At 33.8% G+C, this 25,997-nt stretch carries 27 protein-coding genes and 1 pseudogene; 16 read left to right on the top strand and 12 right to left on the bottom strand.

Translation table 11 applies throughout. From position 1 onward, the window contains the following. The first annotated feature begins 26 nt into the window (after nucleotides 1–26). The 7 genes from B0A68_RS12985 to B0A68_RS13015 all read left to right on the top strand — a co-directional run bounded on the left by B0A68_RS12985 (nucleotide 27) and on the right by B0A68_RS13015 (nucleotide 6,194). Nucleotides 27–899: a helix-turn-helix domain-containing protein gene (locus B0A68_RS12985; RefSeq protein ID WP_035687267.1), complete on the top strand. Its 873-nt coding sequence runs from the start codon at nucleotides 27–29 to the stop codon at nucleotides 897–899. Nucleotides 900–1,133: 234 nt separating this feature from the next. After that, nucleotides 1,134–2,147 (top strand): ferrochelatase, encoded by a 1,014-nt coding sequence (gene hemH, locus B0A68_RS12990; protein WP_035687269.1) that lies wholly within the window; start codon nucleotides 1,134–1,136, stop codon nucleotides 2,145–2,147. A gap of 63 nt (nucleotides 2,148–2,210) precedes the next feature. Beyond that, entirely contained in the window at nucleotides 2,211–2,747 is a 537-nt protein-coding gene (locus B0A68_RS12995) for a hypothetical protein (RefSeq protein ID WP_123947509.1), read from the top strand. Continuing rightward, nucleotides 2,734–3,282 (top strand): CopD family protein, encoded by a 549-nt coding sequence (locus tag B0A68_RS13000; RefSeq protein WP_035688402.1) that lies wholly within the window; start codon nucleotides 2,734–2,736, stop codon nucleotides 3,280–3,282. The genes B0A68_RS12995 and B0A68_RS13000 overlap by 14 nt, the downstream gene beginning before the upstream one ends. Before the next feature lie 143 nt (nucleotides 3,283–3,425). Then, nucleotides 3,426–4,841 (top strand): ATP-binding protein, encoded by a 1,416-nt coding sequence (locus B0A68_RS13005; RefSeq protein WP_084679094.1) that lies wholly within the window; start codon nucleotides 3,426–3,428, stop codon nucleotides 4,839–4,841. A 10-nt stretch (nucleotides 4,842–4,851) separates the two neighbouring features. Next, complete coding sequence (locus B0A68_RS13010; RefSeq protein WP_035687276.1) at nucleotides 4,852–5,634, top strand: enoyl-CoA hydratase/isomerase family protein; 783 nt, start codon at nucleotides 4,852–4,854, stop codon at nucleotides 5,632–5,634. A 161-nt stretch (nucleotides 5,635–5,795) separates the two neighbouring features. Beyond that, nucleotides 5,796–6,194, top strand: a complete 399-nt coding sequence (locus B0A68_RS13015; RefSeq protein WP_035687278.1) for a hypothetical protein — start codon at nucleotides 5,796–5,798, stop codon at nucleotides 6,192–6,194. A gap of 81 nt (nucleotides 6,195–6,275) precedes the next feature. Here the strand turns inward: B0A68_RS13015 and B0A68_RS13020 are convergent, their stop codons facing one another. The 3 genes from B0A68_RS13020 to B0A68_RS13030 form a co-directional block, all read right to left on the bottom strand. Then, complete coding sequence (locus B0A68_RS13020) at nucleotides 6,276–6,929, bottom strand: metal-dependent transcriptional regulator (RefSeq protein ID WP_035687280.1); 654 nt, start codon at nucleotides 6,927–6,929, stop codon at nucleotides 6,276–6,278. A gap of 99 nt (nucleotides 6,930–7,028) precedes the next feature. Then, nucleotides 7,029–8,897 carry an Nramp family divalent metal transporter gene (locus tag B0A68_RS13025; RefSeq protein ID WP_035687283.1) on the bottom strand — a complete coding sequence of 623 codons (1,869 nt, stop codon included), beginning with the start codon at nucleotides 8,895–8,897 and terminating at the stop codon, nucleotides 7,029–7,031. Nucleotides 8,898–8,971: 74 nt separating this feature from the next. Then, nucleotides 8,972–9,364, bottom strand: a complete 393-nt coding sequence (locus tag B0A68_RS13030; RefSeq protein ID WP_035687285.1) for a Fur family transcriptional regulator — start codon at nucleotides 9,362–9,364, stop codon at nucleotides 8,972–8,974. Between the two features lie 95 nt (nucleotides 9,365–9,459). On the opposite strand from B0A68_RS13030, the gene B0A68_RS13035 reads away from it, so the two are divergent. The 9 genes and pseudogenes from B0A68_RS13035 to B0A68_RS13075 all read left to right on the top strand — a co-directional run bounded on the left by B0A68_RS13035 (nucleotide 9,460) and on the right by B0A68_RS13075 (nucleotide 18,699). Then, entirely contained in the window at nucleotides 9,460–9,810 is a 351-nt protein-coding gene (locus tag B0A68_RS13035; RefSeq protein ID WP_035687288.1) for a MerC domain-containing protein, read from the top strand. Between the two features lie 174 nt (nucleotides 9,811–9,984). Further along, nucleotides 9,985–12,237 (top strand): TonB-dependent receptor, encoded by a 2,253-nt coding sequence (locus B0A68_RS13040; protein WP_035687290.1) that lies wholly within the window; start codon nucleotides 9,985–9,987, stop codon nucleotides 12,235–12,237. A gap of 140 nt (nucleotides 12,238–12,377) precedes the next feature. Continuing rightward, on the top strand, nucleotides 12,378–12,842 hold the full coding sequence (locus tag B0A68_RS13045; protein WP_035687293.1) for a thioredoxin family protein: 465 nt from the start codon (nucleotides 12,378–12,380) through the stop codon (nucleotides 12,840–12,842). A gap of 169 nt (nucleotides 12,843–13,011) precedes the next feature. Beyond that, nucleotides 13,012–14,181, top strand: coding sequence for a lycopene cyclase family protein (locus B0A68_RS13050; RefSeq protein ID WP_035688405.1), 1,170 nt, complete (start codon nucleotides 13,012–13,014; stop codon nucleotides 14,179–14,181). Between the two features lie 162 nt (nucleotides 14,182–14,343). After that, the gene (locus B0A68_RS13055) at nucleotides 14,344–14,754 is read left to right on the top strand and encodes a BrxA/BrxB family bacilliredoxin (protein WP_026982321.1); all 411 of its coding nucleotides are present in this window, start codon (nucleotides 14,344–14,346) and stop codon (nucleotides 14,752–14,754) included. A gap of 208 nt (nucleotides 14,755–14,962) precedes the next feature. Then, on the top strand, nucleotides 14,963–16,321 hold the full coding sequence (gene trhO, locus B0A68_RS13060) for an oxygen-dependent tRNA uridine(34) hydroxylase TrhO (RefSeq protein ID WP_035687298.1): 1,359 nt from the start codon (nucleotides 14,963–14,965) through the stop codon (nucleotides 16,319–16,321). 24 nt (nucleotides 16,322–16,345) lie between these two features. Beyond that, a pseudogene (gene tnpA, locus B0A68_RS24885) lies at nucleotides 16,346–16,776 on the top strand (IS200/IS605 family transposase). Nucleotides 16,777–17,227: 451 nt separating this feature from the next. Next, nucleotides 17,228–18,469: a peptidase U32 family protein gene (locus B0A68_RS13070; protein WP_035687300.1), complete on the top strand. Its 1,242-nt coding sequence runs from the start codon at nucleotides 17,228–17,230 to the stop codon at nucleotides 18,467–18,469. Continuing rightward, complete coding sequence (locus B0A68_RS13075; RefSeq protein WP_035687303.1) at nucleotides 18,469–18,699, top strand: ferredoxin; 231 nt, start codon at nucleotides 18,469–18,471, stop codon at nucleotides 18,697–18,699. The genes B0A68_RS13070 and B0A68_RS13075 overlap by 1 nt, the downstream gene beginning before the upstream one ends. 46 nt (nucleotides 18,700–18,745) lie before the next feature. Here the strand turns inward: B0A68_RS13075 and B0A68_RS13080 are convergent, their stop codons facing one another. From B0A68_RS13080 to B0A68_RS13120, 9 genes are all read right to left on the bottom strand, one after another. After that, complete coding sequence (locus B0A68_RS13080) at nucleotides 18,746–19,240, bottom strand: hypothetical protein (protein WP_035687305.1); 495 nt, start codon at nucleotides 19,238–19,240, stop codon at nucleotides 18,746–18,748. Between the two features lie 133 nt (nucleotides 19,241–19,373). Then, the gene (locus tag B0A68_RS13085) at nucleotides 19,374–20,033 is read right to left on the bottom strand and encodes a hypothetical protein (protein ID WP_035687308.1); all 660 of its coding nucleotides are present in this window, start codon (nucleotides 20,031–20,033) and stop codon (nucleotides 19,374–19,376) included. 118 nt (nucleotides 20,034–20,151) lie between these two features. Continuing rightward, a complete protein-coding gene (locus tag B0A68_RS13090; protein WP_035687311.1) occupies nucleotides 20,152–20,895 on the bottom strand; it encodes a hypothetical protein in 744 nt (247 codons plus the stop codon). A 29-nt stretch (nucleotides 20,896–20,924) separates the two neighbouring features. Beyond that, nucleotides 20,925–21,626, bottom strand: coding sequence for a hypothetical protein (locus B0A68_RS13095; RefSeq protein ID WP_035687314.1), 702 nt, complete (start codon nucleotides 21,624–21,626; stop codon nucleotides 20,925–20,927). Nucleotides 21,627–21,661: 35 nt separating this feature from the next. Beyond that, nucleotides 21,662–22,213 (bottom strand): hypothetical protein, encoded by a 552-nt coding sequence (locus B0A68_RS13100; protein WP_123947510.1) that lies wholly within the window; start codon nucleotides 22,211–22,213, stop codon nucleotides 21,662–21,664. Between the two features lie 31 nt (nucleotides 22,214–22,244). Further along, nucleotides 22,245–22,733: an imm68 putative immunity domain-containing protein gene (locus tag B0A68_RS13105; protein ID WP_035687320.1), complete on the bottom strand. Its 489-nt coding sequence runs from the start codon at nucleotides 22,731–22,733 to the stop codon at nucleotides 22,245–22,247. Nucleotides 22,734–22,800: 67 nt separating this feature from the next. Next, nucleotides 22,801–23,343: a hypothetical protein gene (locus B0A68_RS13110; protein WP_035687323.1), complete on the bottom strand. Its 543-nt coding sequence runs from the start codon at nucleotides 23,341–23,343 to the stop codon at nucleotides 22,801–22,803. 18 nt (nucleotides 23,344–23,361) lie between these two features. Beyond that, nucleotides 23,362–24,705 carry an ankyrin repeat domain-containing protein gene (locus B0A68_RS13115; protein WP_035687326.1) on the bottom strand — a complete coding sequence of 448 codons (1,344 nt, stop codon included), beginning with the start codon at nucleotides 24,703–24,705 and terminating at the stop codon, nucleotides 23,362–23,364. A 31-nt stretch (nucleotides 24,706–24,736) separates the two neighbouring features. Beyond that, nucleotides 24,737–25,912 carry an ankyrin repeat domain-containing protein gene (locus B0A68_RS13120; protein ID WP_035687328.1) on the bottom strand — a complete coding sequence of 392 codons (1,176 nt, stop codon included), beginning with the start codon at nucleotides 25,910–25,912 and terminating at the stop codon, nucleotides 24,737–24,739. Nucleotides 25,913–25,997 lie beyond the last annotated feature (85 nt).

Raw genomic sequence — 25,997 nt, forward strand, 5'->3', positions numbered from 1 at the left:
GATTTTAGTTTTAAAAAAATATCGCTATGAGTTCTCAAGAAATTATAAAAATTGAAGACGACTTTACGCTTATCCGTTTTCAAAACGATAGTTTAGAACCCTTTTCTGCACAGCATGAAATAGGTACTGGGCTGATACAGTTTCACTTTGGAATAAAAGGGAATGCAAAATTTTTGTTCAATCAAGGCAGTTATGCTCTAGAATTGAAAGAAGAAAAATCGCTGCTTTTATACAATCCGCAAAAAGAATTACCGCTCAATTTAGAACTCGCTCCAAATTCCTGGGTGATTTCGGTTATTGTATCGATCAAAAAATTTCACGCGTTATTTTCTGCGGAAGCGGATTATATTACTTTTTTAAGTCCTGATAATAAGGATAAAAAGTATTATAACGAAGGAAATATAAGTCCGTCCATGGCCATTGTTTTGAGTCAGTTGTTTCATTATAACCTTCATCCATCGATAAAAAACCTTTATTATAAAGGAAAAGGATATGAATTACTGAGTTTGTATTTTAACAGAACCGAAGATCCAAATGCAGAACAATGTCCGTTTTTGATTGATGAAGACAATGTTTTGAAAATCAGAAAAGCCAAAGAAATCATCATCGCCAATATGGCCGAACCGCCGGGATTACAAGAACTGGCAGATGAAATTGGTTTGAATTTGAAGAAACTCAAAATGGGTTTCAAACAAATTTACGGCGATACAGTTTATGGTTTTCTATTCGATTACAAAATGGATTTCGCCCGAAAACTTCTCGACAGCGGATCATATAATGTAAACGAAGTTGGACTGAAAATTGGCTACAGCACCGGAAGCCACTTTATAGCGGCGTTCAAGAAAAAGTTTGCCACAACTCCAAAAAAGTATTTGATGTCGATTAATACGAATGTTTAAGTTTTCTTTCGCCACTAATTTCACAAATTAGCACGAATTTAAAATCTGCTGAATCTGCGAGAAAATTTTAAAAAAATATATTGATAGCAAATTGATTTTCTATATTCAACAATAAATAAAAAATAACATTTATCATATTTCCAAAAAGTTGTACAAACTACTTTTGACGAAAATTTAAACAAAAACAAAAAGCTTAAAGCCTAAAGCTTAAAGCCTAAAGCAAAAAAAACAATAATGAAAGGCGTATTATTAGTAAACTTAGGATCTCCAGAAAGTCCAACACCAAAAGATGTAAAACCGTATTTAGACGAATTTTTAATGGATAAATACGTAATTGATGTTCCATTTTTGTTGAGAGCCTTTTTAGTTCGCGGAATTATTTTAAGAAAAAGACCAGAAGAATCTGCGCATGCTTATGCAAAAATTTGGTGGGAAGAAGGCTCGCCTTTAGTAGTGCTGTCTGAAAGAATGCAGAAAAAAGTACAGCCTTTGGTAAATGTTCCTGTAGCTTTGGCAATGCGTTACGGAAGTATGACGATCGAAAAAGGACTTCAGGAATTACATGAAAAAGGAGTTACAGAAGTAATGCTTTTTCCGTTATATCCGCAATATGCGATGGCTTCGACTTTGACTATTTTAGTAAAAGCGGAGGAAATTCGTAAGAAGAAATTTCCGCACATGACTTTTACCGATGTTCCGGCATTTTATAACAAACCAGATTATATCAAGAATTTAGCAGATTCAATTCAGAAACATTTAGTTGGTTATGATTACGATCATTTGTTGTTTTCATATCACGGAATTCCGGAGCGCCATATTCGTAAAACTGATGTAACCAAATCACATTGTAAAATTGACGGTTCTTGCTGCAACACACCTTCAGCGGCGCATGATTTTTGTTACCGTCATCAATGCTACGAGACCACAAAACAAGTCGTTAAATTATTAGGACTTCCGGAAGATAAATACAGCCTGACTTTTCAATCTCGTTTGGCGGGAGACAAATGGTTAGAACCTTATACCGACATTGAAATAGATAAAATGCCGGCAAAAGGAATTAAAAAGTTAGCCGTTGTAACGCCTGCTTTCGTTTCGGATTGTCTTGAAACTCTTGAAGAAATCGCTATGCGCGCCAAAGAAGATTTTGAAGCGAATGGAGGAGAGGAGTTCCTTGCAATTCCGTGTTTGAATGATGACGACGAATGGTGTCAAACTGTTGGGAATTGGATTAATGATTGGGCTAAGTAGAAGCAAGAAGATAGAAGCAAGAAGATAGAAGAAAGAAGATAGAAAAAGATTAAACATTATTTTATGCGTTTTGAAATCCCATTTAATGAGAAAATTTCAAGAGAACAATCGGTATTTCTTTTTAATATGCATTGGAAAGAAGCACTAAAAAAAAACAAAAACTCACTCTACATTGGTGTTGCAATTACTTTATTGGGAGCCTTAATAATTTATGGAAAAAATAATATAGGTTTTCTTTTTATTGGGATCGGAGCTTATTTACTGCTTAATTTCATTAATCATAGGCGCTTTTATAATCAGAATAAAAAGATATACTTTAAAACAGTTGACGATAATATTAGTGGACGTCTTTCTCAAAAATCTTTTGCTGTATGGGAGTTTCTGGAGGATAACTTTTGTTATTCCAATTATAAATTTGATTTGAAAATTAAATGGGAAACTATCAAGACTTTTAAAGTTATTAATGACTATATAATCTTAGAATTAAGAGATAGTATTGCTTGTAATTTTATTCTTGAAAAAGAGGAAGTTGGAATAGAAGACTTTGAAAAAATTATTGTTTTTATGGAATCAAAAATTAAAAAGAATGGAGTATTATAATTATCTAAAATCATTACACATAATCTTCGTACTAACTTGGTTTGTAGGCTTATTTAATATAGTACGCTTATTTGTGTATCAAATTGAAGCTAACGGTAAACCATCTCCGGAAAAGGAAATTTTGCAGGCGCAATTCAAAATAATGAGTTATCGTTTATGGTATATTATTACTTGGCCATCTGCTATTTTAGCAAGCATTTTTGCTTTTTGGATGTTGTTTTTTACCGATTTAGGAAATGCCTGGCTCAAAATGCCTTGGATGCATATAAAATTAGGTTTCGTTTTTCTTTTGTATTTGTATCATTTAAGATGCCATCAGATTTTCAGGCAATTGCAAAATGATGAAGTAAAATATTCGAGTAACTATATGCGTTTATGGAATGAAGGCGCAACGATTATATTGTTTGCAATTGTTTTTTTAGTAGTTTTAAAAAGTGCCTTCAATTGGATTTTCGGAGTGGTCGGAATCATTTTATTTTCAGTTTTACTGATGCTTGGTTTTAAATTTTACAAAAGAATTAGAGAGAAAAAATAGTTTTTTGTTTCAGGTTTCAAGTTTCAGGTTACAAATCGCAACGGAACATGAAACTTTAAACCTGAAACAAAAGAAAACAAACAATAATGCAAAACAACATAAAAATGTCAATGCTTTCCCTTCGTACCAGGATTTTCCTGTCGATGATTGTATTGATTGTTGTGGCATCATTTTTATTGGCTTCGATTTCGATTATTCAGTTTAAAACCGAAGCCAAAGAATATCATCAGGAACGGTTAGAACGAAAAGAAAATGCGGTAAAAGAACACATTAATTATGTGCTTTCAACCACAACTTATCCGCTGAAAACCGGAAATCTAGATTTAATCTTCAAAGATAAAATTCACGAGTTAGCGCAGATTCATAAAATCGAAATCAACATTTACAGCCTTGACGGAAAACTGCTCAAATCCTCTAAAGAATCTTTTGCAGTTGATAAAGTCGCGCCTCCTATTCCGGTTTATATTCTAAAATTAGTTCGTTCGTCTATAGAAAAACGTTTTGTCGATATTAAAACAATAGATGGAGTTAAGAACAGATCATCTTACAGCTTAATAAAAGACGAAAAATTTAAACCTCTTGGAGTTTTAAACCTGCCTTACTTAGAAGATGACGGTTATTATGACAACGAGTTAAATACTTTCCTGATTCGGTTAAGCCAGGTATATTCTTTTATGCTTATAGTGGCTTTTGCATTGGCTTATTTCCTTTCAACTTATATTACAAAATCGCTTAAAACTATTTCTGATAAACTTGAAGAAACGAATCTGGATCAGAAAAACGAAAAAATTGTACTTGAAGCAAACAGCAAAGAAGTCAACTTCCTGATAAAAGCTTACAACGGAATGGTTGACAAACTCGAAACCAGTGCTGTAAAACTGGCGCAAAGTGAGCGTGAAGAGGCGTGGCGTGAAATGGCAAAACAAGTAGCGCATGAAATCAAAAATCCGCTTACGCCAATGCGTTTAACTGTGCAGAGTTTTCAGCGAAAGTTTGATCCAACAGATCCAGACGTAAAGCAAAAAATGAATGATTATTCAGAAACTTTGATTCAGCAGATTGATACCATGACTGCTGTAGCTTCTGCTTTTTCAAACTTTGCATCGATGCCTGCGCAGCAAAACGAAACGTTGAATGTTGTTGAGGTTGTCGAATTGGCTTTGGATATTTTTAATGAGGATTACATTTCCTTTGAAAGCGATGAAGATGAAATTATTTCTAAAATGGACAGAACACAGTTGATTCGTGTGATTACCAATTTGGTTAAAAATGCAACACAGGCAATTCCTGAAAGCCAATTTAATAAATCGATTGTCGTTACAGTTAAACGAAGAAATAATAATGTTGAGATTGCTGTAAAGGATAACGGAATCGGAATTCAAAAAATGGATATCGGAAGAATTTTTGAACCAAAATTTACAACTAAAACCAGCGGAATGGGACTTGGTTTGGGAATTATCAAAAACATTATCGAAAATTACAAAGGAACAATTATCTTTGAATCAACTTACGGAAAAGGAACCACTTTTATAGTTTCTCTGCCTATCACAAACTCCTAAAAAAAGTATCATGAATTACGAAAATCTTTTAATTTCTATTGAAGAAAACATTGCTGTTGTTACTATTAATCGTCCAACAAAACTTAATGCTTTAAATAAAGAAACCATAAGTGACTTAAGTAAAGCACTAAAAGTATTGGGAAAAAACAATGATGTTCGAGTAATTATAATTACAGGAATTGGAGAAAAAGCGTTTGTGGCCGGAGCAGATATCTCTGAGTTTGCTAATTATACTATAATAGAAGGAGCGCAGTTAGCTGCCGAAGGTCAGGAATCACTGTTTGATTATATTGAAAATTTAAAAAAACCGGTTATCGCAGCAGTCAATGGTTTTGCTCTTGGAGGCGGTTTAGAACTTGCAATGGCATGTCATTTTAGAATTGCATCTGATAATGCCAAAATGGGACTTCCGGAAGTAAGTTTAGGTTTGATTCCGGGTTACGGAGGAACACAGCGTTTACCGCAATTAGTAGGTAAAGGCCGTGCAATGGAAATGATTATGACTGCCGGAATGATAACTGCAGAAGAAGCAATACAGTACGGTTTGGTAAATCATGTAGTATCGCAGACAGAGCTATTGTCTTTTACAAAAACTATTGCTCAAAAAATTATTAAAAATGCGCCTTTTGCAATCGGCAAAGCGATTAAAGCAATCAATGCTAATTTTGCAGACGGAAAAAACGGTTTTGACACTGAAATTAAATCATTCGGAAAATGTTTCGGAACTCAGGATTTTAAAGAAGGTACAACAGCATTTTTAGAAAAACGTAAAGCTGAATTTACAGGAAAATAAAGTTTTAACCGCAAAGTCGCTAAGATTTACGCAAGGTTCACAAAGTTTAAATTTCTTGTGTCCTTTGCGAAAAACTTTGCGACCTTTGCGGTTAAATAATTAAATAAAGGTTTTAAAAACTTAGAACCTTAGTATCTCAGAACCTTAGAACCTTAAAAAAAATGTACGAACCAATATTTGCCCTTTTTTGTGAACGCGTTAAAGAAAGTATTCAAGCTGGAACTTTCGCTAAACTAACTTTGGCAAAAACAATAGGCGATACCGAGATCAAAAATATTTACTTCCGTTTGGTTTTAAATGAAGATAATACCTTTTCAATATCATTAACAACTCGTTATAAAACAGAAGAAATCGAAAGCATTCATACTCTCGATGAAGCGTTATTGGTTTTGGGAACTTATATTAAGAATCCGTTTTTAACGGCACTCTTATTTACTACAGACAATGATGTGACTTTTAAAGTAAACAAGAAAAACGCAGGAAGCATTATCGAGCAGGAACCTACTTTTAAAAATGCTTCGCCAGTAATGCTGGAAATGATTGAAAAAGGAATTGTTTAAAATAAAATATTGCGTGCAACGGATTATCCCGAAATTTCGGGACGTTGCCCAAAACGTTTGTGCATCTCTTTGAATCCTCTTCTAAACCAGCTTTACAAACAGATTAGAAGCGATTTTATTCGAAATAGATAATTCGCGTCCGTCAACTTTTATTTTTACCGATAAGTCGAAAGATTCTTTAGATAAAAATTCGATTTTAGAACCCAATGCAATTTCCTGCTTGTCCAGATATTTCAAAAATTCTGATGAGGTATCTTTTACTCCCACACAAACTCCGATTTGTTTTTCTTCTAATTCAGATAAAAGCTGTTTTTCGATTTTAATGATTCTTCCGTTTGCATCCGGAATCGGATCTCCGTGTGGATCTTCAGTCGGATTTCCAAGGAAATCATCCAAACGGTTAATTAACTGCTCAGACTTAATGTGTTCCAATTGTTCGGCAATATCATGAACCTCATCCCAGCTGAAATTAAGTTTTTCAACCAAAAACACTTCCCACAAACGATGTTTTCTAACGATCATTTTGGCAGCCAACTTTCCGTTTTCTGTTAACGAAACACCTTGATATTTTTTATAATTAACCAAATCTTTGTCTGCCAGCTTTTTAAGCATATCAGTCACAGAAGAAGCTTTCGTTTCCATTATTTCGGCAATGGCATTGGTGCTGACTTCAGTTTCTAACGAAGCAGTTAAGTGATATATAGATTTTAGATAATTTTCTTCTGAAAAGGTCATTTTTTATTTTTAGAGGTTCAAAGTGGCAGAGGTACAAAGGTTCAGAGTTTAAAACCTTTGTCGCTTTGAACCTCTGAACCTTTGTTCCTTTTAGCGGAACTATTTTTTAACAATCAACAAAGGTATCGAAATTTTATGTCTCAATTTATCTACTGTTGTACCAAAAAGAATATCTTTCAAACCAGTGTGACCATGAGTTCCCATGACTAAGATGTCAAAATTTCCTTCATTTATGATTTTTGGGATTACCTTGTTTGGTTTTCCGAAACCTAGTTCAGTTTTTATGTTAAAACCTTTTTCAGAAAGCATTTCTTTGTACTCCAATAATAATTTTTCGTCAATAGTAGTTTCATGATCATGTACGTTAACACCATACATAAGTGCGCCAACTGTTTCTACAATATGAATTAAAGTATAGTTTGCTGCTGTACCGCCCAACTCAAAAGCTCTGTTTAAAGCTGCTTCATCAGCATTCGAAAAATCTACAGAAATAGCTATATTTTTTACGCTCTGACTTTCCTTGGGTGTAAACTTTAGCTGCAAGTTATGAGGAGAATGATTTACGATAGATTTTGTTTTGGTAATGAAAGGTTTAAAAACAATATAAAGCAGTAAAGTCAAGAATCCGAAAGCAAGCGGCACGACAGTCAGCCATAAAATGATTGGATGATTGGAACTCTCAAGCCATGAAGTGATTTCGTCATAAACCAATTTAGCATTTAAAGACACAATTATCGCTGCAATAATCCAGGAAACAACCTGCGTAGTTTTTGAGATATGAAAACCGTTCATTTTAGATTTGTCACTCACAAAATGGATCAGCGGAATAATGGCAAATCCCAATTGCAGACTCAAAATGACCTGACTTAAAATTAACAGCTTTCCTGTTACGCCTTCGCCATAAATTAGAATTACAATAACAGCAGGTATAATGGCAATTAATCGGGTAACAATACGTCTTACCCAAGGCTGAATTCTAAAGTGCAGATAACCTTCCATAACAATTTGCCCGGCAAGTGTTCCGGTTACCGTCGAACTTTGTCCTGCTGCAATTAGAGCAACTGCAAATAAAACAGGAGCCCATTTTGTTCCTAATAATGGTTCTAAGAATTGATGTGCATCCTGAATCTCTGCCACTTCAAACATTCCGTTTTTATGGAAAGTCGCTGCTGCTAAAATTAAAATCGCTGCGTTGACAAAAAATGCAAGATTCAGTGCAATTGTAGAATCTATAAAATTGTATTTTAAAGCTTGTTTGATTCCGGCAGGAGTTCGGTCAAATTTTCTGGTCTGTACCAGCGAAGAGTGTAAGTAAAGATTATGCGGCATTACCGTTGCACCAATAATTCCGATTGCGATGTACAAAGCGGCAGAATTTGGAATAGAAGGAATAAGTCCCTCTAAAACTTTATGCATTTCGGGTTCTGCAAAAATCATTTCGAATATAAATGAAAAACCAATTATAGCAACTAAGGCAATAATGAAAGCTTCCATTTTTCGAATTCCTTTATTGATTAGGAAAAGCAATAAAAAGGTGTCTAAAACAGTAATTAATACAGCTTCGAGCAGCGGAATCCCAAATAAGAGATTAATACCAATTGCCATTCCGAGAACTTCGGCAAGATCACAGGCTGCAATAGCGATTTCAGCCAGAAAGTATAAAATGTAATTAATATATTTTGAATACGTTTCTCTCGAAGCTTGGGCAAGGTCGCGCTGTGTTACAATTCCCAGACGCGCACTTAAACTCTGCAATAGCAAAGCCATTAAATTACTCATCAATAAAACCCAGACTAAAGTGTAACCAAACTGACTGCCGCCAGCAATATCGGTTGCCCAATTTCCGGGATCCATATAGCCTACGCTTACTAAATATGCCGGGCCTAAGAAGGCTAATATTTTTCTAAATCCCTTTTTTTTATGTTCGGTAGGGACCGATTGGTTAACTTCTTCTAAAGATTTGGTCATTGCTAAAGTATTGATTCTCCAAATATATGGAAAAATTAAATTAGCACAACAATATTTTTAGACAAGTCTAAAAGTTAAATGTTAGAATTTAAACATTTTGGACATATTCCAGAAAGTGTAAAATTAATTTCATTTACTTTATAATTGTGAGGCATAATATAACTTGGCTTAACATTTTCAAGACAGGTAATCTCATTGCAGTTTTCACAACTGAAATGTGCATGATTATGTATATGTACTTTTTGGTGCGAATGATTGCATTTTGCATATTTTACAGTTCCGTCCAAGTTCGAAATTTTATGAACTATATCATCATTTATTAAGCGATCCAGAATTCTATATATTGTGACGCGATCGCACACATCATGCAATTCTTTGTAAATTTCAGTATGTGATAGTGCTGTTGTAGATTTCTCAAAAATCTCCAAAACGGCCGTCTTTGCTGTAGTGTTACGGGTGGTTTTCATTTTATTTCAATTAAAAAACATTATAGCAACAATGTTGCGTTTTATAAAAATTGTATATATTTGCAACAATATTGCATTAATAAAAAGTAAGGATTATGAAGAAAACAATTTCATCCAGTTATGATTTTTTAGGTATTTCTAGCGCGGCTCTTTGTTTAGTGCATTGCTTGATTTTTCCAATTTTAACGATCCTCCCTTTAGGATTTATTCATAACCCAATTATAGATTTAATGTTTGCTTCTATTGGTCTATTTGCAATTTTCAAAATTATGAAAAAAACCTCTCTTTTGGTTTCTTCAATTTTGATTGTTTCAATGAGTCTGATTTGGATTAGTATTTTAAGCGAACTTTTCTATGAAAATCATCTTGACCTAATTCTTTTTGGAGGCATAGGAATGATTATCGGACATGTATTGAATTACAATCTACATAAAATTCGTAAATAATTTGACACGAGATAAATATTATTGGCAATCTATTGAAAGCAAGTTTTAAAAACAGCAATAAAAATCAATTAATTCTTTATTTTAAATTTTAACGGATTAAAATTGAATTGTTTGAAAAATGTATTTGTTTGTCGAATTTAATTTTTAGATTTGTCTAAATTTAATTTTAATATAATGAAATATTTATTTTTGACGATATTAATAATTTCAACTACAAGTATGATCTCGCAAAACATTTCGGGAAGAGTGAATACAGTAATTCCTCCAGAGAACGAAATTTCTATCAGCCTGTTAAATACAAACTTCAAAACTCAAACAGACTCACTTGGACTTTACAAACTCGAGAATATACCGAATGGTATTTACAAGTTGGCTGTTGTGTCAAAGGGATTTAAAACAATAATTCAAAAAATTTCAGTATTCGAAAATCAAAATTTAAACTTTGACTTTGATTTGGATGAAGATCAAAACGAACTTAATGAAGTAGTGGTTTCAGGAACTTTAAAACCTGTAAAACGATTAGAAAGTGCCGTTCCGGTTGAGGTTTATTCGCCCGCATTCTTCAAAAAAAATCCAACAGCGAGTATTTACGATGCGCTTCAAAATATTAATGGCGTTCGGCCACAGCTCAATTGCGGGGTTTGCAATACCGGGGATATTCATATTAATGGATTGGAAGGCCCGTATACTTTGGTTTTGATTGACGGAATGCCAATTGTAAGCAGTCTTTCTACAGTTTACGGTTTGTCGGGAATTCCGAATTCTTTGGTGGAACGAATTGAGATTGTAAAAGGCCCGGCTTCGTCTCTTTACGGAAGTGAAGCGGTTGGCGGTTTGATCAATATTATCACTAAAAACCCAATGAATGCTCCGATTTTTTCTGCGGATTATTTTACAACCACTTATTTTGAAAGTAATCTTGATTTGGGAATGAAGTTTAATGCTGGAAAAAAAGCGACCTCAATTTTAGGTGTTAACTATTTTAATTACGATCAGGTTATAGACAAAGACAAAGATAATTTTACCGATGTAACGCTTTCTGAACGCGTTTCGGTTTTTAATAAATGGAGCTTTCAGCGCAATAATAATCGACTTTTTACAATTGCAGCGCGTGGTATGTATGAAGACCGCTGGGGAGGCGATGTGCGTTGGGAGAAAAAATTCCGCGGAGGCGACGAAATTTACGGCGAAAGCATTTATACCAAAAGGGCAGAGTTAATTGGAAGTTATCAATTGCCCTTTGAAGAAAAACTGATGCTTTCTTTCTCCGGAAATGTTCATTATCAAGACAGTCGTTATGGAACAACATCTTATATCGCCAATCAAAAAATTGGTTTCCTGCAATTGACCTGGGATAAAAAGATTGGCAGAAATGATTTCCTTGCCGGAATTGCCAGTCGATATACCTATTACGACGACAATACTACGGCCACAAAAGAAGCGGAAAGTACTTGGTTACCAGGGATTTTTGTTCAGGACGAAATCACGATTTCTCCAAAAAGTCAGATTTTGCTAGGAACACGCTATGATTACAATTCTATTCACGGTTCGATTTTTACGCCAAGATTGGCTTACAGGCTAAAGGCAAATGAAAACACGATTTTCAGATTGAACGCCGGAACAGGATTTAGGGTTGTGAATTTGTTTACAGAAGATCACGCAGCGCTGACAGGCTCACGCGATGTTGTGATTGCAAATAATTTGAATCCGGAACAATCTGTAAATGTCAATTTGAATTACATTCAGAAAATTAATTTCGAAAACGGAACTTTTATGGGGATTGAAACAACGGCTTTTTATACCAGATTCAGCAATAAAATCATTTCAGATTATGAAACAGATCCGAATAAGATTATTTATGACAATATCGATGGATATGCTATCAGTCAGGGAATCAGCACCAACGTAGATTTGAATTTCACAAACGGATTAAAATTTATTCTTGGTGCAACAGTTTTAGATAACAAAAATGTAGAAAACGGAATTTCGCAGCAGCCATTTCTAACCGAAAATTTCACCGGAACCTGGAGTGTTTCGTATAAAATTGAACCGTGGAATTTATCAATGGATTATACGGGAAATGTTTATAGTCCGATGAAGTTGCCTTTGCTGAACGAATACGACCCGAGAAATCCGAAATCGCCTTGGTATAGCATTCAGAACATTCAGTTTACTTATTCCGGATGGAAGAATTTTGAGGTTTATGCCGGCATCAAAAACCTTTTGAACTTTACTCCAAAACAAAATAATCCGTTTTTGATTTCGAGAAGTAACGATCCTTTTGATAAAAATGTGCAATACGATTCGGCCGGAAAAGTGATGGTAACTCCAGATAATCCTTATGGTTTGACTTTTGATACAACTTATGTTTACGGACAAAATCAGACGATTCGTGGGTTTTTTGGTTTGCGATATAATTTGAGGTAGATTTTAATGCTACAGATTAAAAGGATTATTTCCATCACAAATTACGCAAATTTCCACAAATTAGATTCGTGGAAATTCATGTAATTTGTGGCAACTCTTTTTCAAAAATCCTTTAAATCTGTGACAAAAAACAAAATAAAATGAAAAAACTATTTCTGATAATCTTCTTTTTTGGAATTACTTCAACAGGATTCTGTCAGCTTAAAAGCAGCAGGTTTGAAGAAATTGATAGTTTACAGCAAATTCAAAAGCGAAAAACAATTGTTTTCATACATACCGATTGGTGTCAGTTTTGCCAGCGAATGAAATCGACGACTTTTAAAAATCAGGAAATCATTAATACTTTAAATTCAGATTTCTATTTTATTGATTTTAATGCCGAGGAAAAACGCGATATTTCTTTTAATAATCAGAGGTTTAAATATAGACCTTCAGGAAATAATGTCGGTGTTCATGAACTGGCTTTGCAGCTCGGAACTATCAGCAATCAGATTACATATCCTGTTTTGTGTGTTTTGAATGAGAAGAATGAAATTATTTTTCAATATAATTTCTATTTAAGTACAAGCGATTTTAAAATTCTTTTAGGAAAACTGAAAGAATAAAATGTAGCCTACAGCTGTAACTCTTAATACTAGAATCATAGACTTTGTAAACTTCAGAGACGCATTTCACTTGTATTAACAAATATAGCTGTATGGGGGAAATTAGGTTCTTTTTGTGCTCTTTTTTTACGAATTACAATCAATGGGTTTAAAATCATTATTTTTGAGAATGAATTCTTCGCAAATCAAACACTTCGATTACATTTTTACAGGAACTGGTCTGGCTTCTTTGATGACCGTTTACAAAATGGCTTTGTCTGAGAAATTTTCTGAGAAATCTATCTTATTATTAGATCAGGATTCAAAAAAAGTAAACGACAGAACCTGGTGTTTTTGGGATAAAAAGGAAAGTATTTGGGATTCGGTTATTTCCAAAAAATGGGATTCGGCGTTATTTGCTAAAGATTTCAAACGTGATTTAGATCTTAAACCGTATCAATACAATAAAATCAACGGAATAGATTTTTACAATTTTGTTTTTGAAACACTTTCGAAGCAATCGAATATTACATTTTCAAACGAAAAAGTAACCGATATCAATGAACTCGAAACGCATGTTTTTGTTGGAACAGAAGAAAATCGATATACAGGAAATTATCTTTTCAATAGTATTTATACTAAGGCTTTCGCCGAAAGTCAGACAAAATATCCTGTTTTGCAACAGCATTTTGTGGGTTGGTGTGTAAAATCTGAATTTGAAATCTTTCATTCCGAACAAGCGACTTTCATGGATTTTTCGGTAGAGCAAAGAGGGAATACCAGATTTATGTATGTTTTACCCACTTCTAAAACCGAAGCTTTGGTTGAATATACGTTGTTTTCGGAAAAATTGCTTGCTAAGGAAGAATATGAAAATGAGATTCAAATCTATTTAAGAAATTTAGGAATTGATCAATACGAAATTCTCGAAAAGGAGCAGGGAAGTATCCCGATGACGTGTTTTCCTTTTTGGAAGAAAAATACCAAAAGAGTTTTAAACATCGGAACTGCAGGTGGCTGGACAAAAGCAAGTACGGGATATACTTTTAAAAATTCAGATAAAAAATCTTCGGAATTGGTTGAGTTTCTTCAAAATAAAAAATCTTCGGAAGAACTAAAAATGGCATCATTTTATAAAAAAAATAAATTTTGGTTTTATGATTTATTGCTTCTGGATATTCTGTATCGTCATAATGAATTGGGAAGTGCTATTTTTTCTTCTTTATTTAAAAAAGGAAATCCTGCTTTGATTTTTAAGTTTCTGGACGAAGAAACCAATTTCATCGAAGATCTTAAAGTGATTATGAAATGCCCAAAAGTTCCGTTTGTAAAGGCTTTGTTTCGAGTATTACTTAGATAAGAATCAGGTGTTTTGAGGTTTTGTTTTTACTTTCGAATTTATAATTTTAAACCTTTTGACTTTACTAATTCAACTATAACAAAACTTTATACTTCAAATTAAGTAGTTGCGAGTAAACTTTGTAACTTTGCAGTTCAAAAGTAAAATTTAAAAGATAATAATATGTATCCAGAAGAAATGGTAAAACCAATGCAGGCTGAATTGACAGCTGCAGGTTTTCAAGATTTACATAGTGCTGACGCTGTAGATAATGCTATCAAAGCTGAAGGTACCACTTTAGTAGTTGTAAACTCTGTTTGTGGTTGTGCTGCAAGAAATGCACGTCCGGGAGCAAAAATGAGTTTAGAAGGTGCTAAAAAACCAGATCACTTAATTACCGTTTTTGCAGGTGTTGACAAAGAAGCTGTTGATGCTGCAAGACAGCATATGTTTCCTTTTCCTCCATCATCGCCATCTATGGCTTTGTTTAAAAACGGAGAATTGGTTCACATGTTAGAGCGTCACCACATCGAAGGTCGTCCAGCTGAACTAATTGCTGAGAATTTGCAAGATGCGTTTAACGAGTTTTGTTAATTAGAGGTTCAAAGTAGCAAAGGTACAGAGGTACAAAGATTTAAAAAGCACTATAGAAATATAGTGCTTTTTTTGTGTTTAAGTTTCTAAAACCTTTGCAACTTTGAGCCTTTGCGACTTTGTACCTAAGAAAACCTTTGCAACTTAGAACCTTTTTTCTACCTTTGCACCTCAAAAAATAATTTCTAAACTTAAAACTGTTTATAGCATGCAACTGTACAACACTTTGAGCGCAGAAGAAAGAGCCATCATGATCGATGATGCCGGTAAACAACGACTAACGTTGTCTTTCTATGCGTATGCCAAAATTCAAGATCCCAAAAAATTTCGCGATGATTTATTTGTAGCCTGGAATGCACTCGATGCTTTAGGCCGAATTTACGTTGCCACTGAAGGAATAAATGCTCAAATGAGTATTCCTGAGGAAAACTTGGAAGCTTTTAGAGCTACTCTGGAAGTATATGATTTTATGAAAGGCATTCGTTTGAACGAAGCGGTAGAACATGATGATCATTCCTTTTTAAAATTGACCATTAAAGTTCGCGATAAAATCGTTGCTGACGGTTTGAACGACGAAACTTTTGATGTTACTGATATTGGCGTTCACTTGAAAGCCAAAGAATTCAACGAAATTCTAGATGATCCAAATACAATTGTTGTAGATTTTAGAAATCACTACGAAAGTGAAGTCGGACATTTTAAAAATGCTATTACTCCAGATGTAGAGACCTTTAGAGAAAGTCTGCCCATAATCAACGAACAACTTCAAAATCACAAGGAAGATAAAAACCTGGTCATGTATTGTACAGGCGGAATTCGTTGTGAAAAAGCGAGTGCTTATTTTAAACACCAAGGTTTTAAAAATGTATATCAATTAGAAGGCGGAATTATTAATTACGCCAAACAAATTGAGGCAGAAGGTTTGGAAAGTAAATTCATCGGAAAAAACTTTGTGTTTGATAATCGTCTGGGCGAAAGAATTACTGAAGATATTATTTCACAATGTCACCAGTGCGGAAAACCTTGCGACAATCACACCAATTGCGAAAACGATGGCTGCCATTTATTGTTTATTCAATGTGATGAATGTAAGGCTGCAATGGAAAACTGCTGTTCTACAGAATGTTTAGAGGTTATTCATATGCCATTGGTTGATCAGGTTCGTTTGAGAACCGGAAAACAAGTTGGAAACAAAGTCTTTAGAAAAGGAAAATCCGAGAATCTAAAATTCAAACATTCAGGTGAACTTCCAAATGATGCTTTGGCCGCAATAGAAAAGCCTGTTGATATTCGTCAGAAAATAAAAGTCAAAAAAGTACTTCTTGGAAAAGCAGAGCATTACTACGTAAAAGCACAAGTCGGACTTTTTACTATTGAAAACAACGAATTAAATATTGGCGACAAAATCTTAATCTCCGGCCCAACCACAGGGAATCAGGAATTGATTTTGGAAAAAATGATTGTTAATGAAGTTACTGCTTCAACTGCAAAAATTGGCGATAAGGTTACTTTTGAGGTTCCTTTTCGTATTCGTTTGTCAGATAAATTGTATAAAATTGTAAATTAGCGAAAATTTTATGCTAATTTATGTATGTCACAATCCTTTACCAAATTATGGATTCATGCAATTTGGGCCACCAAAAATCGTCAGGAGTTAATTGATGATTCAATTGAGAAAAACTTGTTTGATTACATCCGTGAGGAGCTTATCGAACTTGGATGCCCAGTTAGAATCATAAATGGAATGCCTGATCATATACTTGTTTTATTTTTACAAAATCCACAAAAAACAATTTGAGACATTGTAAAACAAATAAAAGGAAGTTCTTCTCATTTTATAAATAGAGAAGAACTTATCCTTAAAAAGTTTGCATGGCAAACGGCTTTGGAGCTTTCTCGGTAAGTGAATCTCAAATAGCTGCTGTTTACAATTACATTAAAAATCAAAAACAACATCATCTTAAGAAAACTGGACAAGATGAGTTTGATGAGTTTGTAAAATTGCATGGTTTGGATAAATGAATCCTATTCAATAAGTCTCCCGTGGTTGAAACCAAGGGCTATGTTGAAAAACGGGCGAAAACATAGCCTGTGGTTTCAACCGCAGGGATACAACGAATGTCGACAATAATAACAGGCTCAGCAATACGTCTCCCGTGGTTGAAACCACGGGCTACATTGAAATACCACACAAAGGAAAAACATAGCCTGCGGTTTCAACCGCAGGGATACAACGAGTATCGACAATAATATAGGCTTCAGCAATATGTCTCCCGTGGTTGAAACCACGGCCTATCGTGAAAACGGGCCAAAACATAGCCTGCGGTTTCAACCGCAGCCTCCCGTATTTGAAACCACGGCCTATCGTGAAAACGAACAAAAAATAAAAACATAGCCTACGGTTTCAACCGCAGGAATACAACGAATATCCACAACAATAATACATCTCTCAGGAGACCCAATACAAATAAAAATGACACTTAATAACAAAATTGAACTGATGGCTCCCGCTGGAAATTTTGAGTCGCTTCAGGCTGCTTTAGATAATGGCTGTGATTCTGTTTACTTTGGTGTTGAACAGCTTAATATGCGTGCAAGATCAACAGTGAATTTTACAATGGAAGATTTACAGGAAATCGCCAGTCGCTGTGAAGCCAAAAACGTTCGCAGCTATCTTACTTTAAATACCATAATTTACGATCACGATTTATCTGTCGTTAAAACATTATTGAACAAAGCCAAAGATGCCGGCATTACGGCTGTAATTGCATCAGATCAAGCCGTAATTGCTATGGCTAGATCAATTGGAATGGAAGTTCATATCTCGACGCAGTTGAATGTCACAAATATCGAAACTATAAAATTCTACTGTCTTTTTGCAGATACGATGGTTTTAAGTCGTGAATTGAGTTTGCGACAGGTAAAGAGTATTACAGCTCAGATAGAAAAAGAACAGATAAAAGGTCCAAATGGGAATTTAGTAGAAATCGAAATTTTTGGTCACGGAGCCTTGTGTATGGCGGTTTCGGGAAAATGTTATTTGAGTCTGCATTCGAATAATTCATCAGCAAATCGTGGCGCATGCAAACAAAACTGTCGAAAAAAATATACTGTTATCGATCAGGAAACGGGTTTTGAAATCGAACTGGATAACGAATACATGATGTCACCAAAAGACTTGTGTACGCTGGATTTCTTAGATCAGGTTATTGATTCCGGAATTCAGGTTTTAAAAATTGAAGGAAGAGGCCGTGCGCCTGAATATGTAGCAACGGTTATTAAAACTTATCGTGAAGCTATCGATGCTTATTACGAAGGAACTTTCTCCAAAGAAAAAACGGGAGCTTGGATGCAGGCTCTGGAAACCGTTTACAATCGTGGTTTTTGGTCAGGTTATTATCTGGGTAAGGAATTGGGCGAGTGGAGTGCTATTCCGGGTTCTGGAGCAACGCAGAAAAAGGTTTATGTTGGAAAAGGAACACATTATTTTCCGAAAGCTAATGTTGGACAATTCAAAATTGAAGCTTACGATATTAAAATTGGCGATAAAATTCTGGTTACAGGTCCAAGTACTGGAGCCCAGGAAATGATTATCGACGAAATGTTTGTAAATGATCTTGAAGCCGAAAAAGCCACAAAAGGTGACGATTGTACTTTTAAACTTCCATTCAGAATCAGAATATCGGACAAATTATACAAAATTGTTGAAGCCTAATGGTAATCGTAACTTTGCAAAGAGATAAATGTATCGGCTGTAATTATTGCGTCGAAATGGATCCTGTTCATTTTCAAATGTCAAAAAAAGACGGAAAATCTGTTTTGATTCATTCACAGAATGCAAAAGGATTTTTTACATTAAAATCGAATAATCATACCCTTGTCGAAAGTTTTGAATTGGCTGCAAAAGCCTGTCCGGTAAAGATTATTACGGTTAAGGAGACTTAGGAGAATTTTACATTATCAAAGAGCCGCAAATTTGCGGCTCTTTGATTTATTTGCAAACTTTGCGATACTTTAAAAGCAGCTCTTTATTAAAAGAAATGGGTAATAAAGTGTCTTCTGCAGTATTGTATTCATACAGTTCATTTTTCGACGGATCAAATGTATACCGTGCGATAGTAGGCATTCGGTCTGGATACGTTTCATGAAGACTTAAAACATAATTTTCGGAATAATCAAGAGCTTTATCTCTTTCCGGATTAGGACTTCCTTCTACGGTAATTCCAAAAGAAGTTCCGCCATTTTTTACAACCGCTTCATATAAACCTTTTGTTCCTTCTGCATAAGAAGGAGCAGTTGTCAAAATTTCTAGAACAACATCAATACAGGCTATAGTATCACTACTATTCTTGTTTTGTGCTGGTTTGATTGTATCTTTTACAATAGCTTTTTTAGTGGTGGTTTCAACTTTAGTGTTTGATGTTTCGGTTTTATGACAAGAAAACAGAATAATAGTTAGAGATAATAGGAATATGTTTTTTTTCATTTAATAATTTTTTTCAATCGTATCTATAAAACCAGCATTTCTGCCTTACTTTTCATTATATAATGCTTGATGGTCAAGTGCGTAAAAAATCCTGCTGCGTTATCAACATTGATATTATTGGATTCAATCAATGTTACCAAATCTTCCACCAAGGCTTATCTTTTACTTTCGAATTCTCTATTAAACCAAGAAGCCACATTTTATCTTCAAGTTCTGTCAATGCAAAAGCTAATTCATCATTTTTATTTATTCCGAAATTTTGATGCGGCTGTACCATTAAATGGCATATTCCTGTATGATTTGAGGATGTATATTTTTCAATACGACCCCAAACTAACTCGGGTCTACTATCCTCATCATCTTGAATTAATAATATCTGAATATCATCTGGAAAACCTGGAGCTCTAAAAGAATCAAGAATTTCATCATTTCTAAAGTTTGTCAGATCGTCCCTGTCGTAACTTTCCAGATGCGAAGGTTTCATTAATTCGAAGTCTCCAAAAGAATCAGCTTTTACAACCTGATATGAAGTTTCTGAAAATTGAGCATGACGTATAATAACTCTTAATTCCTTATCACGCAGCGTATCTGTAAATTCTATTTTATTGTCATTTCTGTTGAATAGTTTTATAATATCTAAAGTTAATCCTGCAGCGTGATCAATGTAGACATATCCTAAAATGTGATCACCTGTTAGATCTGTTAAACTATTTGCTAATGCAGGATAATTTTTAAAATTTTCAATTGTTATCCATTGTCCTGCAATTTCTCTATCATTTTCTGGTTTGCTCATGTAGTTGGTTTAAAATGTTCTTTTGAATATGGTTTTATGATTAGTAAATTAGAAATCCTTTAATAAGAGTGGTATTCTGAAAACAAAAATAGGATTAAAAGCTGTCGTTCATTTTTTATTATTCATCGAAAAAACGAAGTTCATCAAAATCTTTAATTTCAGACAATTTAATTAATTTGTTTCTACTAATTTTGGTTTCCGTCTTTTCAAAAACTTCTTCACCGTCATAGGTGTTTTCATTGATGTTGTGGTTTACAATCTGTTTTCGCGTCAGAAAATTGATGCTTGTTTCTGTAAGGACAATTGGGCCGTTGTTGCTGCTTGAATCGTAACCGATAAGTGCTAAATCATTGTCCTGAGGTCTGAACATATACTGCCAGTAACCATATCTTCCGTGGCGATAGCTTATAAATAATTTTCCTTTATTTATTTCAACATCAAGCTCTGGCGCATAATAAACACCGCCTTCTTCATTTTCAGAAGAAAAACAATCGTAATTTTTTACTGCCAGCTCATAACCTTCTTTTTTATTTAAAAGAACAATAATTCCTCTGCGATTACGATCCAATTTTCCACGAGATTCATCTGTAACAAATTTGCTTTTATCTGTTCCTTTGATAATTAGGGTACAGTCTTCCAAGCCGTCTTTGTTGAGATCGCCATAAATTGTGTCGAAACAGACATAGTTTTTTGGAATAAAATCAGCAGGTGTTTTTTTAGTTTCAACTGTAGATTCGTCAACTTCTGGAATTTCTTTTAATTCCCGACTTTCTACAGATTGCGAAGAGTCATTTTTTGTTTTAGAATCATTGCATCCAAACATTAAAATTGTGAGTATAAAGAATAAGTATTGTTTATTCATAGTGTAAATTGGGTTAGGTTATTTTAAGATTAATTGTCTTGTTTCTTTTTTGATTTTAATTTCCATTTGCCTTTTTCGCCAATATAGTAATAATCATACATTCGTTTTCCCGTTCGATCCTGAAAATGCTTTTTTATCGGTGTAACGGTCAGACCATTTAATTTATAAGAGCTCTCTTCTGATTCTCCAAAAGCACTTCCGTAAAGTTCGGTATTAATAATGTTGGTTTTTTTATCAAATCGAGGACTGTCCCATATATCGGTTTTGTCTGCTGTATTATAAAGCCTGACTAGTTTTTGCTGTTTTTGATCGTTGATAAAAATAACAGTCCATTCGTTTCCGTTTATGTTAGAATATACCCAGCACACTAAATCCTCATCTCCATCATTGTCAAAGTCGGTTATTTTAAAATTAGAATAAAGTAAATGATCTTCTAAATGCCATAAATAAGGCTGGTAATTTAAGGTTTCCTGCAAATGAAATTTGTTATTTTTAAAATGATGTAGAGTTGCTGTAGAATCACTTTCTAAATGAAAAGAATATTTTAAAGGAATTTTGCCTTTCAAAGTAAATTCGCATTTGGGTTTTTCTTTAGTAAAATCAATATCTTCTATGTCCAGAGGATTTGCTGGATAATTAACTTCAAAGGAAAGCATTTTTGAAGAATGTGTTTTAATTTGAGAAAAAGTGAAGTTGTAGGTAAATAGGAAAACTAAAAGCGAATATTTCATTGATGGAGTAGGAGTTTTAAGTTTTTAACGACAGTTTAGATTTTATCAAACGGAACTTCTTTATATCGATTAATATAAATGTTTTCATTCATTATTTCTCCGTTTACCATTCTTTGCACTATTTCCTGCTGCGATTTAATTTCTTGTTCAAGCAATTTGTTCCAATACTTGGGATTGTCTGAGAAATTTTCGTAATAATCCAGAATATCAATGATCAATAAAAAGTTAGAAATAGCTGTTTGTGGTTTTTCAGAGCTGTAAAGGCAATTTTCAAGTCCGCTTAGAATATTTATTTCCATTGGTTCCAGTTCAATAAAATCTTCTGAGTACGAATCTGTTTCGGCATCATATTTTTGTAATGCATCTTTGAAATATTGGAGATTATCATTTCTTAAATCAGCAATAAACTGCTCTTCCGAGACTTTAATTTTCAAATGTTCTTCTAAACATTCGGATACATTCGGCAGTAAAAAATAGAATTTGGCAAAAGAAAGCCCAATATTTTTTCTTTGATTGAGTTCAATCAATTTAAGATTGTTTTCTAAAAAAAAGGTATGTGTGGATAATATTTTTAAAATGTCAAACATTTTATAGCTTTTAGGTTGATAAGAATGTATTTTACTTTTTGCTGATGCAATTTTCAAGCTGCTCAATGATTTCTGCTATATCAGAAAGCGCTTCTTCTCTTTCTTCGGCACTGCACATTTCAAACAATACAAATTTTTCAGCATTACCATAAATATAGGCTAAAGCATTTTTTAGATGTATTAATTCTGGTTTGCCGATTTCAAATGATAGTATTTTAGAACCGTATGCGTTTTTAAGATCGGCACTTCCGTTTAACTCGCACTCAACAACAATCGCAGTTAATGCAATAACAGCATCTTCATAATGTACAAACTGTTCAAAATCTGGATTTTCAAGTTGTACATTATGATCTGTGCTTTGATTTAATAGAATTGGATTGTCAAAATATTTTTTAAGGTCACAATGCTTATAAATTTCAGATAAAGTCAATTTCCCAGATCCCATTCCTTCCAGAAAGTCTTTAAAATCGCCTCCGTAGTCACTTCCAAACACAGTGTCTTTCCATTTTTCTATAAGCATAATTCTTATTTTTATTTATTTCTCCTCTTATGAATCAACATAATTCATAAGAGAAGAAATAGATTATTTAAATACCAAATTTAGCATTGATTTTATGTTTTTCCGAATATCCTTTTGCCACAGTCATTAATTTTGTAAACTTACTATCAATTTCGTTTTGGGTTGACGCGTCAAAATCGGTAATCGCTTTTTCTATTTGTTCTGGAGAAGCTTTTTCGTCTTTCATTTTAGCTATTGGCAGATAGCCTTCTTTTTCTTTAGCAATCGCATACCCGAATAGGTCTTTTGATGCCTTAAGAAGTTCTCTGTTGTCATCGTCTTCACTTATTTCTGTAATTCTTTTATATTGAGTTTCTAAATTGGATATTTCAAATTTAAAATAACCGTAATAAGAAGATGGAATCATTTTCTTTTGAGTTTCATCGTAAACCTGAGGCTCAGATTCTAATTTAAAATTGATGTCTTTACTGCCAAAGCGCGATAACAAATTCGAATTTAAAGCGGCTAATTCAAAAGTTTTTTCTGGCGAAAGGTTGGTGCAAGAAGTAGAAAACATACTTGCTGCGATTAATACTAATACTATGATCGAATTATTTATTCTATTTTTCATTTTTTAATTATTTATTATTTATCCTTTCAAAATTTTGGTTTTTTCCGCATCAAATTCTTCGGAAGTCAAAATTCCGGCATCCAAAAGTTCCTTTAAATCCAGTAACGCTTTCTTTTTGGCTTCCATAGAATTTGATGAATCCGTTTTTTGAGGTTCTTCTTTCTGAATTAGTGTTACCACTGTTCCGGAAGGCGCATATTTTAGAATCAATTCTGTAATTTCATTGAATCCTTTAACATTCGAATAATCAATTGCTTTTTGCTCTTTTACATTTACAATAGAGGCGTCGGCTTTATTATCAAGCAAGTATTTCACCACATCTTTCTTTCCGTTTGCGGCACTGTAGTGTAAAGGCGTATTTCCGGATTCGTCTTGTATATTGATATTTGCTCCAGCTTCGATCAGCAATTTCACCATGCTCAGATTGCCTTTTTTGGTTGCAACATGCAAGAGACTTTCTCCTCCATAAGTATAAGAACTGTTTAATGTAAAACTAGATTCATTAGAAATATTAGTCGCACTTACAACCCAGTCCAGATAATCATTCATCGATGAGGTGTCTTCGGCTAGTGGTTTACTATAGTTTACATCAACTCCATTTTCTAAAAACAACGCCACAATTTCCTTTTGATTATTAGAACAAGCGTACCAGATTGGTGAATATCCGTTATTGTTTGAGGTGAAAACATCTGCGCCTCTTTCTACCAATAATTTAGCGAGCATTCTGTTGGTTTCGTAACAGGCTGTCAAAAGTGCATTTTCGCCAGAATGATTTACATGATTTATAGCCGCGCCATTGTCAAGCAATAAGGTTACCATCGGAATAGATTTGGTATGACAAGCATAAAGTAATGGTGTATTTCCTTGTTTATCCGTCACGTTAATATCAGCACCTTTGTCTAAAAGAAGTTGAATTATTTCTCTGTTTAGTTTTGCTGAAGCCAATAAAAGTGGAGTTTCTCCATTGTTATTCAGAAGATTAACGTCGGCCCCAGCTTCAAGCAACTTTGTTGCAATTTCAATTTGGGCAGTCTGAACGACCAAATGTAAAAGGCTGTTTCCGTATTTGTCATTCTTGCTAATTTCTGCTCCATTTTCTAAAAGATACAGCGCCGTTTGTTTTTGTTTTTGCAGACAGGCAAAATACAAAGGAGTTTCTCCTTGATGATCTTCGTAATTGATATCAGCACCGTCTTCGGCCAATATTTTTACTATATCCAAGTAACCTCTGTGTGATGCGTAATGCAGGGCAGTTCTTCCTCTTTCATCCGTATATTTTACATCAACTTCTTTATTTTGAAGCAATAATTCGGCTATTTTTCTGTTGCCGTTTTCACAGGCAATTATAAATGACATTGACATGTATATAATATTTTAAAGTAAGTTTTTCGTTTTATTGTTTCATTAAAAGTTCTACCGTTTTGATTTTCAAGTTATCTCCCGATGCCAGCATTAAAGCAGTTTCATCTTTGTCATTTGTAATCGAAATATCAACACCTTGATCTAGTAATATTTTTACTTTTCTATAAGTTTCTTTTGCCGTTTCAGCATCATAATTGACATTGTAGGCACAAACTTTATGCAAAATAGTGTTTCCCTGATTGTCTTGTTCATTTACATCCAAAGAAATAGTTTCTAATACTGATTTTAAAACTTCTGATTTTTTTTCGACAATAAAATCAATACCAGATTTGGGTTGTCCGTAATATTGAGCGCAGAAATTAACATCGGCGCCATCAGATAATAATCTTTCTAAAAACGGTATGTTGGTCGTAGAACCAGAACTGACGAAAGTTGTAAATAATGTTCGGCCGTCTTTATTCACAATATTAAAATCTGGTGTAGAAACAGAAGCCAAAGCATCGTACATTTCATAAGAAAACTGTTCGGCGGCGGCATAATAAAAAGCAGTATTGTTGAGATTATCTGTTTCATTAGGATCTGCACCGTTTTCAAGTAAAAAGGACAAAAGATCTTTTCTGTTTCTCTTAACGGCACACATTAGCGGGGTTGTTCCAACAATATTTTTTTCGTTAATGTCTACGCCATTTTCCAGAAGTAAAGAAATGTAAGCTTTTACTTTTTCTGTATCTAAACCATAAGAGTTCAGTGTTTTATAAATGAAATTTTCACCAGCGTTATTTTTAAACTGAGCATTAACTCCAAAATCATCAATAAGAGTTTTAATGATTTTTGGCGAAGTGCCTTTTTCAAGAAAATATCCCAATAACGTTTGATCACTGATTTCGTCATTTAAATTGTCAATTTTCGACATCACTTCTTTGAAAAAAGAAATGGAATCATCATCGTCTTTTGAATACATAGCCAGCGGACTAAAAATCGACTTATCAAAGCTATCCAGTTCGTAAATATCAGTTTCGATAAAGCCTGCTTTGATCAGTTTTTCAATGAAATCAATTTCTTTGGCATCAATGATTTTGGCTGCAATTTGAGAAAAATTGTTTTTAAGGTATTGTTCATTAAATGTTTCCCCGTTTTTTAAACATTCTCTGGCGTCGTCAAATTTTCCCTGAAAAAGAAAACTCTCAATTTGATTTTGTGTCTGCATTTGAAAAAAAAGTATAATTATATCGAAAGATAAAGGTTAATTTCTAGTTGTGAATTATGAAAAGATTAAACATTAGTAATAAAGA

It is taken from the genome of Flavobacterium reichenbachii (genome assembly GCF_002217435.1).
GTDB classification, from domain to species: domain Bacteria; phylum Bacteroidota; class Bacteroidia; order Flavobacteriales; family Flavobacteriaceae; genus Flavobacterium; species Flavobacterium reichenbachii.

Excerpts from the sequence above, each read along its gene's own strand:
- B0A68_RS13085 (WP_035687308.1), bottom strand. The coding sequence starts at position 20,033 with ATGAGCAAACCAGAAAATGATAGAGAAATTGCAGGACAATGGATAACA.
- B0A68_RS13090 (WP_035687311.1), bottom strand. The coding sequence starts at position 20,895 with ATGAATAAACAATACTTATTCTTTATACTCACAATTTTAATGTTTGGA.
- hemH (WP_035687269.1), top strand. The coding sequence starts at position 1,134 with ATGAAAGGCGTATTATTAGTAAACTTAGGATCTCCAGAAAGTCCAACA.
- B0A68_RS13040 (WP_035687290.1), top strand. The coding sequence starts at position 9,985 with ATGAAATATTTATTTTTGACGATATTAATAATTTCAACTACAAGTATG.
- B0A68_RS13005 (WP_084679094.1), top strand. The coding sequence starts at position 3,426 with ATGATTGTATTGATTGTTGTGGCATCATTTTTATTGGCTTCGATTTCG.
- B0A68_RS12985 (WP_035687267.1), top strand. The coding sequence starts at position 27 with ATGAGTTCTCAAGAAATTATAAAAATTGAAGACGACTTTACGCTTATC.
- B0A68_RS13015 (WP_035687278.1), top strand. The coding sequence starts at position 5,796 with ATGTACGAACCAATATTTGCCCTTTTTTGTGAACGCGTTAAAGAAAGT.
- B0A68_RS13045 (WP_035687293.1), top strand. The coding sequence starts at position 12,378 with ATGAAAAAACTATTTCTGATAATCTTCTTTTTTGGAATTACTTCAACA.
- B0A68_RS13055 (WP_026982321.1), top strand. The coding sequence starts at position 14,344 with ATGTATCCAGAAGAAATGGTAAAACCAATGCAGGCTGAATTGACAGCT.
- B0A68_RS13000 (WP_035688402.1), top strand. The coding sequence starts at position 2,734 with ATGGAGTATTATAATTATCTAAAATCATTACACATAATCTTCGTACTA.
- B0A68_RS13120 (WP_035687328.1), bottom strand. The coding sequence starts at position 25,912 with ATGCAGACACAAAATCAAATTGAGAGTTTTCTTTTTCAGGGAAAATTT.
- B0A68_RS13025 (WP_035687283.1), bottom strand. The coding sequence starts at position 8,897 with ATGACCAAATCTTTAGAAGAAGTTAACCAATCGGTCCCTACCGAACAT.
- B0A68_RS13050 (WP_035688405.1), top strand. The coding sequence starts at position 13,012 with ATGAATTCTTCGCAAATCAAACACTTCGATTACATTTTTACAGGAACT.
- B0A68_RS13035 (WP_035687288.1), top strand. The coding sequence starts at position 9,460 with ATGAAGAAAACAATTTCATCCAGTTATGATTTTTTAGGTATTTCTAGC.
- B0A68_RS13080 (WP_035687305.1), bottom strand. The coding sequence starts at position 19,240 with ATGAAAAAAAACATATTCCTATTATCTCTAACTATTATTCTGTTTTCT.
- B0A68_RS13115 (WP_035687326.1), bottom strand. The coding sequence starts at position 24,705 with ATGTCAATGTCATTTATAATTGCCTGTGAAAACGGCAACAGAAAAATA.
- B0A68_RS13075 (WP_035687303.1), top strand. The coding sequence starts at position 18,469 with ATGGTAATCGTAACTTTGCAAAGAGATAAATGTATCGGCTGTAATTAT.
- B0A68_RS13105 (WP_035687320.1), bottom strand. The coding sequence starts at position 22,733 with ATGCTTATAGAAAAATGGAAAGACACTGTGTTTGGAAGTGACTACGGA.
- B0A68_RS13070 (WP_035687300.1), top strand. The coding sequence starts at position 17,228 with ATGACACTTAATAACAAAATTGAACTGATGGCTCCCGCTGGAAATTTT.
- B0A68_RS13110 (WP_035687323.1), bottom strand. The coding sequence starts at position 23,343 with ATGAAAAATAGAATAAATAATTCGATCATAGTATTAGTATTAATCGCA.
- B0A68_RS13030 (WP_035687285.1), bottom strand. The coding sequence starts at position 9,364 with ATGAAAACCACCCGTAACACTACAGCAAAGACGGCCGTTTTGGAGATT.
- B0A68_RS13095 (WP_035687314.1), bottom strand. The coding sequence starts at position 21,626 with ATGAAATATTCGCTTTTAGTTTTCCTATTTACCTACAACTTCACTTTT.
- B0A68_RS13010 (WP_035687276.1), top strand. The coding sequence starts at position 4,852 with ATGAATTACGAAAATCTTTTAATTTCTATTGAAGAAAACATTGCTGTT.
- trhO (WP_035687298.1), top strand. The coding sequence starts at position 14,963 with ATGCAACTGTACAACACTTTGAGCGCAGAAGAAAGAGCCATCATGATC.
- B0A68_RS12995 (WP_123947509.1), top strand. The coding sequence starts at position 2,211 with ATGCGTTTTGAAATCCCATTTAATGAGAAAATTTCAAGAGAACAATCG.
- B0A68_RS13100 (WP_123947510.1), bottom strand. The coding sequence starts at position 22,213 with ATGTTTGACATTTTAAAAATATTATCCACACATACCTTTTTTTTAGAA.
- B0A68_RS13020 (WP_035687280.1), bottom strand. The coding sequence starts at position 6,929 with ATGACCTTTTCAGAAGAAAATTATCTAAAATCTATATATCACTTAACT.